The organism is Polyangium jinanense, assembly GCF_028435265.1.
Taxonomy (GTDB): domain Bacteria; phylum Myxococcota_A; class Polyangia; order Polyangiales; family Polyangiaceae; genus Polyangium; species Polyangium jinanense.
Map to the genome: position 1 here is coordinate 99,953 of NZ_JAGTJK010000014.1, position 18,009 is coordinate 117,961.

The following is an 18,009-nucleotide window of genomic DNA, read 5'->3' on the forward strand; positions in this document are numbered from 1 at the left end:
CAACCGCCGCATGCGGGTCGTGCGCAAAAAAATTGACGCACGGGTGCGGTGGAGCGAGGCGGCCCGGAGGGTTTTACCCGTATGCGAAAGTTTTACCTCGGATGCGGGTAAAACCCAGGGAGGGGCCGCCTCCTCATTATATTACTTGGGCGGGGGCGGGGGCGGGATGTCGAAGATGTCCCAGGCCGGCGTCAGGTTGCTCGTCTTCGGATCCTGGTTCCAGATGTAGACGGCCGGGTAGGTCACGTAGTTGCCCTGCGCGTCGCGCACGATGGCCGTCATGTAGAGCTGCGAGGAGCGCGTGTCCGCCGGGCTGTACTGGTTCGGCGGCACGATGAACGCGCCCGGGTAATCCCGCGCCGAGGAGAAGATCAGCCAGTAGTAGGTCTTGCCGTTCGGCACGCCCCCGAGCACCGTGGGGGACCATTTCGCCCAGCTATTGATGAGGCCGGGGCTCGTCTGGTTCGTGCACGCCGGCGGGTCGTTCGCCGCGAGGCGGATGGGCGTCCCGCCGCCCGTCGGGATGACGTACACCTCGCCGTCGGGCCGATAGTAGATCTTTCCAGTCGTATTGCCCGCGCGATTGTATGCGATGAGCTTGTCGTCCGCCGAGAACGAGGGGTAATACTCGGACACACCCGGCGTTGCCGCACCTTGCACCGGCGTGACCGTGCCGCCCTGGCGATTGTTGTAGGGGACCGTCTTGATGTCGGTCTCGACATTGTCGGCGATGCGGCCATCCTGGGATTTTCCTGCCGACGTGTACACGATGGTCTGACCGTCGTGGCTCCAATTCGGGGCGACGATGCCCTGCGACTCGCCAGACGTCTGGAGGAAACCCCACGCCGTGCCCTGCGCGCTCTTGATCGCGTCGTTCGTCGGGCCGCTCTGCCCCTCGGTCCAGGGAATGTTCACGTTCGTCTCGAGGTCGAACCAGGCGAGCCGGTCCGAGCCGTAGCCGGCGCTATCGGTGAAGCCGATGTCGACATTCCGGTTCGCGTACGGTGTGATCGCGATACGATTGCCGGCGCCCCAGACCGCCTTGGAGAACGTCATCATGCCGAGCCACGGCTGGCTCAAGAGCCGCTGCGCGCCCGGGGAGAAATAAGCCGGCACCTCGCCCGCCTTGTCCTCCTCGATGCCGCTGACGACGTTGTTCCAGGGCCAGTGATCGGTGTATCCGACGGCCTTGCCATCGGGCGTCGAAACGTGGCAGCCGATGCACTGCACGCGCCCCTGGGGCACGCCCTTGGGATCGGAGTACTTGCCACGCAGCTCGCGCCCGCCCTCGGCGAGGATGCCGCCCTGCTGGACCTGCGGGATGGTGAGTGCGTCGATCGTGGTCTCGTCGCCGACGTAGAAGCCGACGAGCTTGCTCGTCGTCGGCGTGACGTCGGACGAGGTCGAAGCCCAGTACACCATGGATCCGCCCGCCGTCACGGGCGCGATCGTGAACGTGCCCGTGGCGCCCGTGGGCGTGCCGGGGTTCTGCGAGTTCACGCCGCGGATGGTCACCTGGATCTCTTGATCGATGGCGCCACCCTTGACACCGATGGCCTCCCAGATCTCCTTCGGCATGGCCCAGACCGGGCTCGCCGAGTAGGCGACGAGCGAGTTCTTCTGGTTCGGCGCCTTGAGGCGGATCTCGAAGAGGTTCTCGCCGCCCGCGGGTTTGACGCGGAACCGGACGCGCAGCCAGTTTGCCGGGAACAACGCGCCGGGTTTGCCCCCCTCTCCGAGGTGTGGCTCGACGATGCAGAGCCCGGGCGTGTAATTGTCGGGCTCGCCGAAGAGATCGGGGGCGTTCGAGGGGGCATTCCCGTCGAAGATCGGATCGGCAGGGAAATCGTCGCAGTTCGCCTGGCAGTTCGCGTTCACGATCACGTCGCCGCCGACCGGACCGCCGCCCGCCGCGCCCATCCCGCCCGAGGGATTGAAGATGTCGCCGCCGTTTCCGCCCTGGCCTTGGCCTCCCGATGCGCCCGAGCCGCCGGACCCCGCGGGCGTCTTGTCGCCCCCGCCCCCCGCCGAACAGCCGACGGCCATGCCGATACCCAAGATGAAGCATGCCCCGATGAATCGCATCGCTCGCCTCCTGTTTAAAAAGATCGAGAGCAGCGCCAACATTCTCACGGAGCGCCCGCCTTCTGCACGCGTTTTTTCGCCGGCCCGGGTGCCACGCGCCGCATTCCCAGGGGCGGAGAAAAATCCATCCGCGCGACAATGACGGCGCGGGGGAAGCCGAAATGTGCTTGACGTGTGATGCGCCCGTTGCCCCCCAAGCTCGACTGGCACTACACGATAAGGATGGCTCGGCGTCCGTATGTCCTCTCCTGGGTCGCCTCCGCGGCGCTCCTCTGCGCATGTATCCCGAGGCCGCAAGGCGGCGCGGCGGAGATGGGAGCGCAAGGAAGCGCGGCGTCGCCCGCTCCCGGGGAAAACCCGTTCACCGGAGCGCGCCTTTTCGTCGATCCGGCATCTTCCGCGCGGAGGCAAGTCGAAGCGTGGCGCGGCTCCCGTCCCGACGACGCGGCCATGATCGAAAAAATCGCCCGCGAGCCGCAGTCCTTTTGGTTCGGGGACTGGAACCAGGACGTCACGGCGGACGTGGACGCGCGCATGTCGGAGATCGCCGCGGCCGGCGCGCTCGGGCTCTTCGTCGCGTACGACATCCCACACCGGGACTGCGGCAATCACTCGGCGGGCGGGGCCTCGGCCGCGGAGGCATACAAGGCCTGGATCCGGAAATTCGCCCGGGGGATCGGCGGACGCCGCGCGGTCGTGATTCTGGAGCCGGACGCGCTCGGGCTCCTCAAAGACTGTCTCACGCCCGAACAACAAGAGGAGCGCCTCGGGCTCCTCGCCGACGCAGTGACCGTCCTCGGGCAGAGCGGCGCGGTCTCCGTGTACATCGACGCGGGCAACGCGAAATGGCAACCCCCGCCCGTGATGGCCGAGCGCCTGCGCGCCGCGGGGGTCGAAAAGGCCCGCGGATTCGCGCTGAACGTCTCCAATTTCGTGACCACGGAGGAGAGCGTCGCGTACGGAAAGCAAATTTCAACGCTGCTCTCCGGCAAGCCGTTCATCGTCGACACGAGCCGGAACGGGAACGGGCCCACGAAGGAGCTGCAATGGTGCAACCCCGATGGACGCGCGCTCGGCAAGTCGCCGACGACCGAGACGGGGGAGCCGCTCGTGGATGCGTATCTATGGATCAAGCTCCCCGGCGAATCGGACGGGGCTTGCAACGGCGGCCCGCGCGCGGGGGAGTGGTGGCCCGAGTATGCGCTCGGGCTTTCGCAACGCGCCAAACCCTGAAGCGTCGTTTTTCCGAGACAGGGGGCCGTTCCTCCACGTAGCATCGTGGCATGACCGACCTCCCCGCCGCGGCGCCGGCGAGCGCCGAGCCCGCGCCTTCGGATGCAAAGAGGCGGCACCCGATGTTGTGGGTGCCTTCGCTCTACGTCGCGATGGGCACGCCGATGATCACGGTCTCCGTGGTCGCGGCCATCATGTACAAGAACCTCGGCCTCTCGAATACGGACATCACGCTCTACACGAGCTCGATGTACCTGCCGTGGGTGATCAAGCCGCTCTGGTCGCCCGTGGTGGAGATGTTCAGGACCAAGCGCTTTTTTGTGCTCTGTATGGAATTCCTCATGATGGTCACGCTCGGCTGCGTGGCGCTTTCGCTTTCGCTCCCGAGTTATCTCGGTCCGACGCTCGCGTTTTTCTGGATCACGGGTTTCGCCTCGGCGACGCAGGACATTGCCGCGGACGGCATCTACATCAGCTCGATGTCGGAGACCGACCAGGCGAAATATGCCGGGGTGCAGGGGCTCGCCTGGAACATTGGCCGCCTGATCGCCTCCGGGCTGCTCGTGACGTTCACGGGCTGGCTCCACGACGGGCTCGGGCTCGGCTGGGCGAAATCATGGATGGTGGTGATGGGCTTGCTCGCCGCGCTGATGGGCATCTCCGGCGTTTGGCACATCAACGTCCTGCCCACCGGCGGCAAGGCGGAGGACGCGCCGAGCGGGATTGGGGACGCGGCGCGGACCTTCGCCGACGCATTCGCGAGCTTCTTCAAGAAGAAGCACATCGTGATGATGCTGCTCGTCGTCTTCTTTTATCGGTTCGGTGAGGGGCTCATCGAGAAGATCGGGCCCCTGTTCATGCTCGACGCACGCGAGGTGGGAGGCCTCGGGCTCGACAACGAGGCGCTCGGCAACATCAACGGCACGTTCGGCACGGGCGGCTTCATCGTCGGGGCGCTGCTCGGCGGGCTCTTTTGCGGGCGGCTCGGGCTGAAGCGCTCGTTCGTGCTCCTCGCGCTGGCCCTCAACGTCCCGCACCTGACGTATTTTTACCTCAGCCACGCCCGCCCCGAGAGCCTCTGGCTCATCACGGCCGTGGTGACGATCGAGAAATTCGGCTATGGGTTCGGCTCGGTCGGGCACATGGTCTATATGATGCAGCAGCTCGCGCCCGGGCCGTACAAGACCGCCCACTATGCGTTCGCGACCGGGATCATGGGCCTCAGCATGATGTTCACGGGGATGATCAGCGGGCCCATTCAGGAGGCCGTGGGGCACGCGCATTTCTTCACGATCGTGCTCTTCGCGTCCATCCCGCCGGTGCTCTTTGCGTTCCTCGCGCCCTTCAGCGTGACCTCCGACGATAGCAAAAAGGCTGCTCTTCCCGCGGGGCATTGAATGGGTACGGGTGCCGCGACAATCCACCGGGGGGATCTGTTCTGGATCGAGCCGGACGAATCGCGAGGATCCGTTCCGGGCTTCGCGCATCCCCATGTGGTGGTTCAGGACGATGTCTTCAACCACTCGCGCATCCATACCGTGGTCGTGTGCGCGTTGACCTCGAACTTGCACCGAGCAAACGAGCCTGGGAACGTGCTGCTCGACGTGGGCGAAGGAAATCTGCCGAAGCAGAGTGTCGTGGTCGTGTCGCAGATCTCTTCGGTCGAGAAGGCACGGCTCGGCGAGCGCATCGGGGCGCTGTCCGACGAGCGGGTGGAGCAGATCCTTTCCGGCCTACGATTTCAGCAGGCGTCGTTCTTCCCTCGGTAGCGAACCGCTCTTCCCGGGCGCGCGGCGCAGCGTATGGACAAGCCCTGAGCATTGGTCTCATCTTGGGAGGCGCTGCGCTGGGGCTTTGCCCCAGACCCCACCGGGGCTATCCGCCCCTGGACCTGGACCAGCGCAAGCGCTGGACCCGGGGTCGATGAACTGCGCAGCGCGCAGTTCACCGAACAGGCCAGGTCAAGACCAACGACGACCCTGCCCATCAAGACCGCGGCGCTGAGGATTCAACTGGCAACGTGCCCGCCGCCAGCGTGAAACGCACCTTCCTGGTCTTGCCAGCGGCCTGTTGGAAGAACTGCGCGATGCGCAGTTCTTCCACGAACGGTCCAGGGCTTGCCCTGGTTCGGGTCGAGGGGCGAACAGCCCCCGCGGGGTCCGGGGCAGCGCCCCGGCGCGGCGAGGGCGATTACCCGCTCGACATCAAGGGCAGCCAGCTCCTGCGTGTCGAGCCCTTGCTCTGGACGCAAAGCACGGGGATGTACTTCCACGAGTATCCCCGGATCGACAGCATTGACGGCCTGTTCATCCAGGCAGGCGTCGACGCGCGCACCGGCATGGTGAACGGCGTGGCGATTTCCCGCGTGTGGACGTAGTCTGCTTGCTCAACCGCCGTGGGCGCGGATGAAATCGCGCACCTTCGGGTAAATGTCGTCACGCCATTTCCGACCGGAGAAAATGCCGTAATGACCGGCGCCGGCGGCTACGTAGTGCTTGTGCTTCTCGGCCGGGACGCCCGTGCAGAGCGTGTGCGCCGCCTCTGTCTGTCCGAGGCCGGAGATGTCGTCCTTTTCGCCTTCGATCGTGAAGAGCGCCGTCTTCTCGATTGCCGCCGGCTTCACGCGCACGCCGCGCACGTCCCAGGTCCCCCGGGCGAGGGCGAACTCCTGGAACACGGTCCGCACGGTCTCGAGGTAATACGCGGCGTCCATGTCGAGGACCGCGTTGTACTCGTCGTAAAACTTCTCGTGCATCTCGCGCGCGGCGGCGCCGGACTCGCCCTTGTGCGAGTCGATCCAGTAGCGGAAGCTCGCCTTCCAGTGGTTTTTCGGGTTCATCATCACGAAGGCCGTGAGCTGGAGGAACCCGGGATAAACCCGCCGTCCCTGGCCCGCGTAGGGGCCGGGGACCTTGTGGATCATATTTTTCTCGAACCACGCGTACGGGTGCTGCGTCGCGAGCAGGTTCACCTCGGTCGGGCTCTTGCGCGCGTCGATGGGGCCGCCCATGAGCGTGAGCGAGCGCGGCGTCGCCTCACCAGCCTGCGCGAGGAGCGATACTGCGCCGAGGACGGGAACCGTCGGCTGACAAACGGACACGACGTGCAACGAGCCGGCCCCGAGCAAACGCAAGAAGCGCATGACGGTGTGCACGTAATCGTCGAGATGGAAAATGCCCTCGGAGAGGGGCACGTCGCGCGCATCGAGCCAATCGGTGACGTACACGTCGTGGTCCTTGAGCAGCGCGCGGATCGTCTCGCGGAGCAGCGTCGAATGGTGGCCGGAGAGCGGCGCGCAGACGAAGACCTTCGGCTCGGCCGCGAGGCGGCGCGCGACCTCGGGATCCTCGGAGCGGCGCACGAAATGAAGGAGCCTGCAGAAGGGCTCGGCGACGACGACCTCCTCGGCGACGGAGACCTTGACGCCTTGGTTCTCGACCTCGTCGATCCCCCAGGGCTGCTTGGGGTAACGCTTGCCGAGGCGGTGGAAGAGGGCCTGGCTCGCGCCGAGCGTGCGTACGTGGGGCAGCTTCGACAGCGGATTCCTCGGGTGCCGAAGCGCCTCGGCCGAGGCGCCGGCGATGTGCGCGAGCGGCTCGAGCAGCGCCCGCTGCAGCTCGTAGAGGTGGTACATCTTCGGCGGCCTGAGGTACTGAGCGGCGGAGGAGAGGAACGGAGGGCGCACGATTTGTTGCACCGCAACATAACCCGACCGTCTGGAAGATCAAGGACTTTTTGGTCTTCGGGGACGACTCCCGCTCCGTCTCCGTAGGGCACATCGCCGGCGAGGGCGCGTCCCGTCGGCCGTGAGCCAGTGGACGAAAAAAAAACCCGCAAAAAACGATCTTCTTTTTCGTCCCGTGGGGCATGAACAACGTTCGGGCATTCGTTCTCGGAAACTTTCTTCTTGGGATGTCGCTGGCGGCCTGGGGCTGCGCAGCCGGGGCCGGCGGCAGTGGCGGCGACGGAGGCGGGCAGGAGCCATCGAGCTCCGCAACGGGCGGCGAAGGAGGGAGCGGAGGCGCCGGGGGCGGTACAGGCGGCGCGGGGGGCGCAGGGGGCGGCGCCGTGTGTGGCGACGGCATCCTGGCCGGCAGTGAGGAGTGCGACGACGCGAATGACGATCCGGCCGACCGCTGCGACGGTTGCGTGGTGAAATGCCCCGAGGGCGAGAAGAAATGGCCCGGAAACAACCATTGTTACGTCGAATTCACCGCGCAGAAGACGAATTTCGCGAACGCGCACGGGGCCTGCGCCGCGACCGGAGGCTACATGGTCACGGTGACCAGCCAGGCCGAGCAAGATTTTCTGTTCGACACGGTCATCGACAAGACCATCCTCCTGCCCCGCTGGCTCGGGCTGACCGACATCGCCACGGAGGGCACGTTCGTGTGGGAGAGCGGCGAACCGCTCGCGTACACCCATTGGGGGCAAGATCAGCCGGACGACTACAACGCCTCCGAGGATTGCGTCGAAATGTACCACGTGACCGGCGAGTGGAACGACGACAACTGCACGTACGAATACCATTACGTCTGCGAGTACACACCGTCGGGGCTCTGATGTGGGTGCGCGAAGGAACTCAGGTGCCCAGGCTCCCCGCGAACCGCTCCGCGAGATGCTCCCGGCGGAACGCGTCGACGACGTAGTCGATGAACACGCGCGTTTTCGAAGGCATGAGCGTCCGATTCGCGCAATAAAGCGAGATCGGCCCCGCGTCGGCATACCATCGCGGCACGAGCCGCACGAGCGCGCCGCTCTCCAGGTAGGATAGCGCATCGGGGACCGCAATCAGCGTGACGCCAAGCCCCAGCACCGCCGCGCGACACATCGCCGCGGGGTCGTTCAGCACGATCGTCTCCGCGGGTCGCGCCGGCATTTCCTCCCCGGCGACGTTCCGCATCACCCATTGCCGCACCCGACCCGTCCGCGCCGACCGCATCACGATGCCGTCGAAATCCGCGAGCCCCTCCGGATCCGCGGGCCGCGTGCGGCCTTTCATGTACGCGGGCGACGCGACCGCGATGATATGCGCGGGGGCGAGCACGCGCGAGACGACGCCCGGCGAGAGCTCGATCCCGCCCCCGATCGCCGCGTCGTACCCTTCCGCGATCAGATCGACCTGCCGGTTCTCGAAATGCCAATCGACGCGAATACGCGGATATCGTTCGAGGAAGGCCGGGAGCAGCGGCACGATGTACTGGATCCCGAACGTCGGGCTCATGCTGACCTTGAGGACGCCCGCGGGCTCGCCGTCGTCCGCGGCGATGTCGGCGATCGCGGCCTGGAGCTCCTCCAGGTTGCCCTTGATCGCATGCAGGAACCGCTCGCCAGCCTCGGTCAACGTCAGCTTTCGTGTGCTCCGCTGAAACAGCCGCACGCCGAGGTGGCCCTCCAGCATGGCCACGTTTCGGCTGACCGCCGCCGGCGTCAGCGAGAGCCGGCGCGCCGCCGCCGAAAAGCTCCCGGCCTCCGCGCTGCGAACGAACGATTCGAGGTTGGCGAGCGTCTCCATGTCCTGACCTTCAACGAACGCTTGAAACTGAAACCAGCGACTTCCGCCTAATCATGAATCAATCCGCGTGCGATATCTACCCCATCAACGCTTCACGGAGTGATTCGACATGACGACCACGACCTTCTCCCTGTCCCACAAAGTTGGCCTCGTCACCGGCGGTTCGCGCTCCATCGGCGCGGCCGTGGCCAAGCGCCTCGCCAAAGAAGGCGCGGCCGTTGCAATCACCTACAGCGCTTCGCCCGAAAAGGCCAGAGAGGTCGTGCATTCGATCGAGGCCGAAGGCGGGAGGGCTGTCGCGATCCACGCCGACGCGGGCGATCCGGACGCGGTGCGCGCGGCCGTGCGAAGGACGGTCGAGGTGTTCGGCGGGATCGACATCCTCGTCAACAACGCCGGCATCAGCATTCTCGGCGCCGTCGACGAGATCGCCTTCGAGGATTACCAGCGAATGATCGCGGTCAACGTCACCGGCGTGTTCGTCGCGACGCAAGAAGCCGTGCGGCACATGAAGGCCGGCGGACGGATCATCCACATCGGCAGCTCGATGGCGCGTTATGCCGCGTTCCCGACCGCCTCGGTCTACACGCTCACGAAGGGCGCGGTGGCCGGTTTCAATCGCAGCCTCGTGCGGGATCTCGGGCCCCGGGGCATCACGGTGAACACGGTTCACCCCGGTCCGACCGATACCGACATGAACCCGGCCACGGGCCCCGTCTCCAAGATTGTCGGCCCGGGCCTCGCCGTCGGTCGTTATGGTCGCCCCGAGGAGATCGCCAGCGCCGTCGCGTATCTCGCGAGCCCCGAAGCGGCCTTCATCACGGGCGCCGAGCTCATGGCCGACGGCGGTTTCACCGCCTGATTCATTGGACACCCACGGCAAATGCAGAAGAGGAGCAACGTCATGACCATCGGAATCATCGGTTCGGGCGCCATCGGTTCGGCCTTCGCGCGCGCGCTCGCCCGCGCGAACATCCCCGCGATCCTCAGCAACAGCCGCGGCCCCGCCTCGCTCACGGGCCTCGTCCGCGAGCTCGGCCCGTCGATCAAAGCCGGCACGCGGGAAGAGGCGGCGGCGCAGGACATCGTGTTCGTCGCGGTCAACTGGTCGAAATTGCCGAGGGCGCTCGCGGGCTTGCCCTCCTGGAACGGGCGCATCGTGATCGACGCGAACAATCCGATCGAGGCGCCGCGCTTCGAGCCGGTCGATCTGAAGGGTCGCGCTTCGAGCGAGGTGTTCGCCGACCTCGTCCCGGGGGCGCGCGTGGTGAAAGCGTTCAATCACCTGAAGGCGCACCTCGTCGCGGGGGATCCGAGGGCCGAGGGGGGCCGGCGGGTGCTGTTTTATTCGGGCGACGAGGCCCGCGCGAAAGCGGAGGTCGCCGCCCTGATCGATCGGCTCGGCTTCTTTGGCCTCGACCTCGGCACGCTCGCCGTCGGCGGCCGGCTCGTCCAGTTCCCCGGCGGGCCGCTCCCGGCCCAGAACCTCGTCAAGTTCGATTGACGAAAAGCCCCTTCCCCTCTCTGTCCCGCGGCGTCATGATGTACGCATGATCCGCAAAGCCCCTGCCGCCCTCCTGCTCGCCCTCGCGCTGGGCGCCGTCGGCTGCGCTTATCGTGTCCCTCCCACGCACGTCCCCCCTTCCCTCGCGTTTTCGGCAGCCGATCTCGACATCGACGAAATCGTGATCGTGGACCACGACCCGACGCGCGAGACCCAATCGCCAGCCGACACCTGGCAAGACACGGTGCAAATCCTGGGCAAGGCGGCGCGATCGCGGCCCGCGGCTTCGGGCCCTACGCGCGTACGCGTGCGTATCGATCTCGAGCGCAGGTCCTCCATTTACGACGCCATGCGAAAGGATGGCATCGCGTTCATGGGGATGTTCGGCGCGCTTTTCGGCCTGGTCATCGACAACGAAAAACTCTCCGTCGACGTGACGGTCGAGCGCGACGGGCGCACGTTCAAGGGCCACGGCTCGGCGGAGAAGCTCGGCAGCATGTATGCCCCCGCGCGCCGACGTGCCCTCGCCGTGGCCCTCGATCGCGCCCTCGCCGACGCGTCGACGAAAAGCCCTTGAGCCGAGCGTCGACCTGCCCCCTCATCACTCTATCCAAAGCGGAAAGATCCGTGTAGAGTCTCCCCACGGGAGTGAGCTGACCGGCCTGGGGGGAACACATGGGCATTCTCGTCTTTCTGGTTTTCGTGTTTGGCGTGTACACGTTCATCGCGCGCCTGCGCCGCAAGGAGATCCCCGAGGAGACGCGGCAGCTCGGGGCGAAGCTCGGGCGCACGGCGCACGGGGCGATTCCGCTGCCGGGATTCATGGGCCAGGCGCCCGCCGATTACATGCCCGCCGAGCCCTGGCGCGAGACGATCGGGCCGCCCGACGACCACACGCTCGTGCTCGACGCCGCGGGGCGACCCGTGACGAACGAGCCCCTGCCCGACCCCGGTGATCTCGGCCCGTACCGGGATCCAGCGATGGCGATGGCTCTGGCCTCCGAACACAGGCCCAAGCGCCGCAAGAAAAAGCAAAAGCGCCCCACGACGGAGGCGTGATACGGAGAGGCCATGACCATTTTCCTGTACGACCTCGTCGCCGAGGCAGATCGACGCCCGAGCCCCTTCTGCTTCCGGATCAAGCTCGCCCTCGCGCACAAGCGCCTCGCATTCGAAACCGCGCCCGTGGCGATGACCGACATCAAGGCCCTCGAAGGCGGCGCCTTCAAGACCGTGCCGATCCTGAAGGACGGAGAGCGCGTCGTGGGGGATTCCTGGGCCATCGCCGATTATCTCGACGAGGCGTATCCCGATCACCCGCCGCTCTTCCATTCGCCGGAGGAGCGTGGCCTCTGCCGTTTCCTCGAGGCCTGGTTGTTCTCCGGCGTGCTCCAGCAGGTCCTGCGATTCTACTTGAAGGACATTCACGACCTCCTCCTCGAAAAGGACCGCGCCTATTTCCGCCAGAGCCGCGAAGCGAGGTTCCGGTGTACGCTGGAAGAGGCAGCGGCCGGCCGCGAGGCGCGGCTCGACGCGATGCGCGCGGGCTTCGATCCGGCGCGGATCACGCTCACCCACCAGGGGCAGCCCTTCCTCTCGGGGCAAACCCTGGGTTACGCCGATTGCATCCTCGCCGGCGTCTTCTTGTGGATCGAGGCAATCGGCACGGTGCCGCTGCTCGTGGAGGGCGACCCGCTGGTCGCGTACCTCGAACGCGTCCGCGCTTCGTTGGCACGCTGAAGGCTGCGCAATCGCGTTACCATCAGGAATCTCCTGACTCGGGGTAGGTTGCGTCCCGTGCCCGCGTCAGAATTTTGCCTGCAAGCATGACAACGGAGTTCCGGCACATCTGGAGCTTTACAAATCTGGAAAGCCCGGATAAGCTTCGCAAAGTTTCCTTTTTGGCGCTCCTCGCCCCCTGGCGATGAGCAGCTCCTTTTCGTGCACGGAGGTCCCATGACGTTCACGCGTCCACAGGCGGCGAAGCGCCTATTTCGCCGTCCGCTCCTCTCCATTCTCGCCGTGGCGCCGCTCCTCGCAGGTCTCTCGGTGAGCGCGGAGGCGTCCGCCGATAGCTCCTACACCCTTTTCGAAAGCGGCCAGGTCCGGCCCGTCGCGCTCTCGCCGAACAAGCAATTCCTGTTCGCCGTCAATACGCCCGACAATCGGCTCGAAATTTTCCACGTAGAGTCGAACGGCAGCCTCTCGCACCGCGGCTCGGTGCCGGTGGGGCTCGAGCCGGTCTCCGTCGCCGCGCGCTCGAACGACGAGATCTGGGTGGTCAATCATCTTTCCGACAGCGTCAGCGTCGTGAAGATCGGCCCGCTCGGTCACCAGGGAAACGTGGTGCGCACGCTGCTCGTCGGCGATGAGCCGCGCGACATCGTGTTCGGCGGGCCCGGCAAGACCCGCGCGTTCATCACGACGGCCCATCGCGGCCAGAACGTGCCGTACGATCCGCAGCTCACGACGCCCGGCGTCGGACGCGCCGACGTGTGGGTGTTCGACGCCGCAAACCTCGGCACGACGCTCGGCGGCACGCCCCTCAACATCCTCACGCTCTTCAGCGATACGCCCCGCGCGCTCGCGGTGACGCCCGACGGCTCGCGCGTTTATGCGGCGGCCTTCCACTCCGGCAACCGCACGACGGCCCTGAGTGAGCTGCAAGTCCCCGACGGCGGCGAGGCGGCCGGCGGCGTTCCGGGGCCGAACACGAATGCCGACGGCGTGCCCGCGCCCGAGGTCGGGATCATCGTCAAGCACGACGGCGAGCACTGGAAGGACGTCGTCGGCCGCTCCTGGGACAGCGCGGTGCGCTTCTCCCTGCCGGACAAGGACGTGTTCGTGATCGACGCGAACGCAAATCCCCCGGCGCAGCTCTCCGGTTCGTCCGGCTATTACACTGGCGTCGGCACGATCCTCTACAACATGGCCGTGAACCCGGTGAACGGGAAGGTCTACGTCAGCAACACCGAGGCTCGGAACGATCTGCGCTTCGAGGGCCCGGGCATTTACGCAGGCGAGACGCTCCGCGGCCACCTGCACGAGAGCCGGATCACGGTGCTCGGGACGGGCGCCCCGGCGCCCCGGCACCTCAACAAGCACATCGATTACGACGCGTACCCGGCCCCCGCCACGGTGAACGAGAAGACCCTCTCGCAGCCGCTCGGGATGGTCGTGTCGAGCGACGGCACGAAGCTCTACGTGGCGGCGTTCGCCTCCTCGAAGATCGGCGTCTACGACACAGCCGCGCTTGAGAACGACACGTTCGTGCCGAACGCCGCGAACCAGATTGAGCTCTCCGGCGGCGGGCCCACGGGCATGGTGCTCGACGACAGCTGCGGGCGCATGTACGTGCTCACCCGCTTCGACAATTCGATCGCGATCGTGGACACCACGACGAAGACGGAGATCGGGCACGTCTCGATGCACAACCCGGAGCCCGAGAGCGTGATCGAGGGGCGTGCCTTCCTCTACGACGCGCGCCTGTCGTCGAGCAACGGCGAGTCGGCGTGTGGGAGCTGCCACGTGTTCGGCGATCTCGACAGCCTCGCCTGGGATCTCGGCAATCCAGACGGGGTTGTCCTGAACAACCCGGGCCCGTTCGTACCGATCAAGCCCGAACTCGTCCCCGTCTTCGGCACCGATGATCCGACCTTCGGCCAGAATCCCGACTTCCATCCGATGAAGGGGCCGATGACGACGCAGAGCCTGCGCGGCATGGCAAACCACGGGCCGATGCACTGGCGCGGCGACCGGACGGGAGGCAACGACGAGGCCTCGTCGCAGCCGGACGACGGGAGCTTCGACGAAGAGGCGGCCTTCAAGAAGTTCAACGGGGCCTTCGTGGACCTGCTCGGCCGCGATGCGACGCTCTCCGCCGAGCAGATGCAGAAGTTCACGGACTTCGTCCTGCAGGTCATGTATCCGCCGAACCCGGTCCGCAACCTCGACAACTCGCTCACGCCCACGCAACAAGCCGGCCGCGATTTCTTCTTCACCCAGAACGTCGCGTCCCAGGGCTCCTGCGAGGCGTGTCACCGCGTCGATCCCGAGGCGAATCCGAGCGACGCTTTCCCCGGGTTCTTCGGGACCGCCGGCTTCGGCTCGTTCGACGCGACGACCCAGATCCTCAAGGTCCCGCACCTGCGCAACGCGTATTCGAAGGTTGGCATGTTCGGCGCCGGGTTCACGAGCGGCAATCGGCCGCCGGATCCGTTCCTCGGCGACCAGGTCCGCGGCTTCGGCCTCAATCACGACGGGACCGTGCCCGAGCTCTTCACGTTCGTCAGCGGCTTCGATCTGGTCGCGGCAAACCCGGCCGGCATCCCGAATACGCCGGCGGGCAACCAGGCGAAGCTCGACATGGTGCAATACCAGCTCGCCTTCGAATCGAACCTGGCGCCGATCGTGGGGCAACAGGTGACGCTCACCCAGAGCAACCAGACCGTCACATCGGCTCGCATCGACCTGCTCGTCGCGCGCGCCGACGCCGGCGAGTGTGATCTCGTCGTCAAGGGTCGGCTCGTCAACGAGATCGGCTTGGTTTACGTCGGCAGCGGGCAATTCCTGGTCGATCGCGCCTCCGTCGCGGCCGTCACGAGGGCCCAGCTGGAATCGGTCCTGACGGCGAATGGCAAGGCGGTCACGTATACCTGCGCGCCTCCGGGCTCGGGCGTTCGCATGGGCGTCGACCGCGATCTCGACGGCTTCCTCGACGGCGACGAGCAAGTCGCAGGCAGCGATCCGGCCGACCCGACGAGCACGCCTTGAGCGCGTGTTGACAATCTCGCGGGGGCCTTCCAAAAACCGTCCCGGCCCCCGCGATGTCGCGCCTGCGAAAGCATCTCCTTCCCGCTCTCCCGCTCCTCGCGCTGCTCGCGGCCTGTAGCCCCGCGCCGCCGCCCGCGTCCCCGCCGCCTCCCGAGGCGCCGCCGCCCGCGCCTCCGCCACCGCACACGCTCCCGCTCACGTCGACGCCGCCGCAAGCGCTCCCGCCTGCGCCGCCGCCTCCGCCTCCGCCTCCGCCCTTCCGCTCCGACGAGGTGTTTCGTCTCGCCGTCCGCGGAGGCCACGTGATCGACGGCTCGGGCGGCCCGCGTCGCCGCGCCGATGTCCTCGTCCGCGGCGATCGCATCGCCTTCGTTGGCGACGTCGACCCTTCCGTGCGCGCCGAGCGCACGATCGACGCCACGGGCGCCGTCGTCACGCCCGGCTTCATCGACGCCCATTCCCACGGCGCACCGCTCGGCGATGTCGAGTACGCGCTCGCCATGGGCGTCACCACGCTCGTCGTCGGCCAGGACGGTCGCAGCCCGGCCACGCGCATCGGCCCCTGGCTCGCGAAAATCGACGCTGGAAAGCCGCGCGTCCACGTCGCGGCCCTCGTCGGGCACGGCACCGTCCGTAGCCTCGTCGGCGCCGCCCTCCATACGAAGCCGAGGCCCGCCGAGCTCCAGCGAATGCGTGATCTCGTCGCCCAGGCCCTGCACGACGGCGCATTCGGCCTCAGCACCGGCCTCGAGTACGACCCGGGGCGCGGCGCCTCGATGGATGAGCTCGTCGCCCTCGCCGAGCCTGTCGGCGCGCGCGGCGGCGTCGTGATGAGCCACCTCCGCAGCGAGGACGACGACCGCGTCGAATCCTCGCTCGACGAGCTCTTCGAGATGTGCAGCAAGGCCAAGGCCCGCGCGCACATCGCGCACCTGAAAATCGTCCTCGGCCGCGGCGCCGCCCGCGCCGAGCGCCTGCTCGCCCGCATCGAAAAAGCCCGCACCCTCGGCCTGCCCGTCACGGCCGACCTGTATCCGTACACCGCGAGTTACACCTCCACCGCCGTCCTTTTTCCCGACTTCGCGCGCCCGCCGTCCTCCTATGCCGACGCGGTGCGCAGCCGCCGCCACGAGCTCGCCGCATTCCTTCGCGCCCGCGTGGAGAAACGCAACGGTCCGAAGGCGATGCTTTTCGGGACGGGCGCATTCGCAGGAAGGACGCTCGAAGAGGTTGCCGCGGCGCGGCGAGTTCCGTTCGAGGACATCCTCATCGACGTCGGCCCGGACGGCGCCGAGGCGGCTTACTTCGTGATGGACGAGGCCGTCGTGGCGCGCCTCTTCGTCGATCCTTTCGTCATGGTCGGCACCGACGGCGGGGGCGGCGGCCGGCATCCGCGCGGATTTGGCGCGTTTGCGCGGGTGATCGAGGAGCTCGTCGAAAAGCAGCGCCTCGTTTCCCTGGAAGAAGCCGTGCGCAAGATGTCGGATCTGCCCGCCCGCACGCTTGGGCTCGAAGGCGAGCGTGGCTGCGTGCGCGACGGGTGCGGGGCGGATTTGCTGGTGTTTTCGCCGGGGGAGATCCACGAGCGCGCGACGTTCACAGCGCCGCATCGGCTGGCCGAGGGGATGCGGTTCGTGGTCGTCGGGGGCGTGGTCGAGCGCGAGGGGGGGAAGGCGACGGCGGGGCGCGGGGGGCGGGCGCTCCGGTTTGCGGGGGCGAATCGACGCTGAGGCGGAGGCGGAGGCGGAGGCGGCAACGCAAACGCAAACGCAAACGCGTCGCTCGGCATCAAGGCGAAGACCGTCGATGGTCGCCTGCGTCTCGCCCGAAAGCGTTTGGAGATGCTCGCGCTCGCGTGATCCGCCTGCGTTTGCGTTCGCGTTCCCGCCTCCGCTTCCGCTTCCGATTCCGTCACCCCTGACCCGGCGTACCCCGCGGGATTTGCATCCTGCTAATGACGGCTCGGCGCTGTTTGCGCGCGTTGGTGCCACTTCGGACCTCTTGGCCGCCCTTTGGGGCATCCCGGCCGGCCCCTCCTGCCCGTGCTCCTACAGGGCGAGGTGACGGCAGCGGCGGCAGGCGACCTCGATGCCGCGTCCGTTGCCCACGAGGCAGCGGCACAGCTCTTTGGACTGGTCACCGAAAGCGACGCCACCAGCGCGGCTCGCACGGCCCATGAGGCCGTGGGCAAGCTTCTTCGAGCGATGAGGCGGCACAGATAGGTGCGGGGCCCCCTTGGATGCGGGGGCCCGCCCAATTCGAGACACGAGCGCCCAATTGAGCTGGTGCTTCAGGATTTCTGATCCAGACCTGACCGATGCCGACGCCCCCGCCCGAAGGTACGCCGCCCGCCGTGAAGCCGCTCCCGAAGCCGGTTCAGTACGCGACCCTCGCGGTGATGCTCGCCATCGCGGGGGTCGTGGTATGGCTCATGCGCCCGTCGGCGAAGCCGTGCACGGTGAAGGAGACCTTCCACAACGACAACATCTGCATCGTGACCGGAAGCGTGAAGGCGATCGACGAGGTGAACAAGGCCCTCAACGCCAAGCAGCTCGGCTCCGTCGAGCTCGACGAGGTGGAGCTGACGGACCCTTCGGGCTCGCGAGCGGTCTATTTCGATTCCCAGAAGTTCGATCTGGGCGGCCGCACGACCGCGAAGGTGACCGGACGGGAAGTGCAGGAGCGCGGAGCGCCGGGCGTAATGCGGTTCGTGGTGGAGAAGGTCGAATAGTCGTCGCGTGGACCGAGATGCTGACGCTCGCTCGCCGAGCGCCACGCCTCTCAGACTGCGACAAGCGGTACACACAAACAGAGCCCGCTTGCCGACGCCGCTTCCGCTTCCGCTTCCGCTTCCGCTTCCGCCTCCGCTCCCGCTTCCGCTCCCGCTTGCCGCTTGCCG

The 18,009-nt window shown here is 67.0% G+C and carries 16 protein-coding genes; 13 read left to right on the forward strand and 3 right to left on the reverse strand.

Features of this window, described 5'->3' with window-relative positions:
• Window positions 1-141 precede the first annotated feature (141 nt).
• Window positions 142-2,085 (reverse strand): hypothetical protein, encoded by a 1,944-nt coding sequence (locus KEG38_RS24770; RefSeq protein ID WP_272422360.1) that lies wholly within the window; start codon window positions 2,083-2,085, stop codon window positions 142-144.
• Window positions 2,086-2,397: 312 nt separating this feature from the next.
• Here KEG38_RS24770 and KEG38_RS24775 point away from each other — a divergent pair, with 312 nt between their 5' ends.
• The 4 genes from KEG38_RS24775 (at window position 2,398) to KEG38_RS24790 (ending at window position 5,695) form a co-directional block, all read left to right on the forward strand.
• Window positions 2,398-3,318, forward strand: coding sequence for a glycoside hydrolase family 6 protein (locus KEG38_RS24775; RefSeq protein ID WP_272422471.1), 921 nt, complete (start codon window positions 2,398-2,400; stop codon window positions 3,316-3,318).
• A gap of 50 nt (window positions 3,319-3,368) precedes the next feature.
• On the forward strand, window positions 3,369-4,715 hold the full coding sequence (locus KEG38_RS24780) for an MFS transporter (protein WP_272422361.1): 1,347 nt from the start codon (window positions 3,369-3,371) through the stop codon (window positions 4,713-4,715).
• Complete coding sequence (locus KEG38_RS24785; RefSeq protein ID WP_272422362.1) at window positions 4,716-5,087, forward strand: type II toxin-antitoxin system PemK/MazF family toxin; 372 nt, start codon at window positions 4,716-4,718, stop codon at window positions 5,085-5,087.
• Between the two features lie 317 nt (window positions 5,088-5,404).
• On the forward strand, window positions 5,405-5,695 hold the full coding sequence (locus KEG38_RS24790; RefSeq protein ID WP_272422363.1) for a hypothetical protein: 291 nt from the start codon (window positions 5,405-5,407) through the stop codon (window positions 5,693-5,695).
• Window positions 5,696-5,704: 9 nt separating this feature from the next.
• Here KEG38_RS24790 and KEG38_RS24795 read toward each other — a convergent pair whose 3' ends face one another.
• The gene (locus KEG38_RS24795) at window positions 5,705-7,003 is read right to left on the reverse strand and encodes a polyhydroxyalkanoate depolymerase (protein WP_272422365.1); all 1,299 of its coding nucleotides are present in this window, start codon (window positions 7,001-7,003) and stop codon (window positions 5,705-5,707) included.
• A 227-nt stretch (window positions 7,004-7,230) separates the two neighbouring features.
• Here KEG38_RS24795 and KEG38_RS24800 point away from each other — a divergent pair, with 227 nt between their 5' ends.
• The gene (locus KEG38_RS24800) at window positions 7,231-7,881 is read left to right on the forward strand and encodes a lectin-like protein (protein WP_272422366.1); all 651 of its coding nucleotides are present in this window, start codon (window positions 7,231-7,233) and stop codon (window positions 7,879-7,881) included.
• 19 nt (window positions 7,882-7,900) lie between these two features.
• On the opposite strand, the gene KEG38_RS24805 is transcribed toward KEG38_RS24800, so the two are convergent.
• Entirely contained in the window at window positions 7,901-8,833 is a 933-nt protein-coding gene (locus KEG38_RS24805; RefSeq protein ID WP_272422367.1) for a LysR family transcriptional regulator, read from the reverse strand.
• Window positions 8,834-8,942: 109 nt separating this feature from the next.
• Between KEG38_RS24805 and KEG38_RS24810 the strand changes: the two genes are divergently transcribed.
• From KEG38_RS24810 to KEG38_RS24845, 8 genes are all read left to right on the forward strand, one after another.
• A complete protein-coding gene (locus tag KEG38_RS24810) occupies window positions 8,943-9,695 on the forward strand; it encodes a 3-oxoacyl-ACP reductase family protein (protein WP_272422368.1) in 753 nt (250 codons plus the stop codon).
• Between the two features lie 21 nt (window positions 9,696-9,716).
• The gene (locus tag KEG38_RS24815; RefSeq protein ID WP_272422369.1) at window positions 9,717-10,337 is read left to right on the forward strand and encodes an NADPH-dependent F420 reductase; all 621 of its coding nucleotides are present in this window, start codon (window positions 9,717-9,719) and stop codon (window positions 10,335-10,337) included.
• 46 nt (window positions 10,338-10,383) lie between these two features.
• Window positions 10,384-10,914: a hypothetical protein gene (locus tag KEG38_RS24820; RefSeq protein ID WP_272422370.1), complete on the forward strand. Its 531-nt coding sequence runs from the start codon at window positions 10,384-10,386 to the stop codon at window positions 10,912-10,914.
• Window positions 10,915-11,012: 98 nt separating this feature from the next.
• On the forward strand, window positions 11,013-11,396 hold the full coding sequence (locus KEG38_RS24825; RefSeq protein ID WP_272422371.1) for a hypothetical protein: 384 nt from the start codon (window positions 11,013-11,015) through the stop codon (window positions 11,394-11,396).
• A 12-nt stretch (window positions 11,397-11,408) separates the two neighbouring features.
• Window positions 11,409-12,077: a glutathione S-transferase N-terminal domain-containing protein gene (locus KEG38_RS24830; protein WP_272422372.1), complete on the forward strand. Its 669-nt coding sequence runs from the start codon at window positions 11,409-11,411 to the stop codon at window positions 12,075-12,077.
• A 216-nt stretch (window positions 12,078-12,293) separates the two neighbouring features.
• Window positions 12,294-15,110: a YncE family protein gene (locus tag KEG38_RS24835; RefSeq protein WP_272422373.1), complete on the forward strand. Its 2,817-nt coding sequence runs from the start codon at window positions 12,294-12,296 to the stop codon at window positions 15,108-15,110.
• A 53-nt stretch (window positions 15,111-15,163) separates the two neighbouring features.
• Window positions 15,164-16,840, forward strand: a complete 1,677-nt coding sequence (locus KEG38_RS24840; protein WP_272422374.1) for an N-acyl-D-amino-acid deacylase family protein — start codon at window positions 15,164-15,166, stop codon at window positions 16,838-16,840.
• 623 nt (window positions 16,841-17,463) lie between these two features.
• Window positions 17,464-17,841 carry a hypothetical protein gene (locus tag KEG38_RS24845; RefSeq protein WP_272422375.1) on the forward strand — a complete coding sequence of 126 codons (378 nt, stop codon included), beginning with the start codon at window positions 17,464-17,466 and terminating at the stop codon, window positions 17,839-17,841.
• Window positions 17,842-18,009 lie beyond the last annotated feature (168 nt).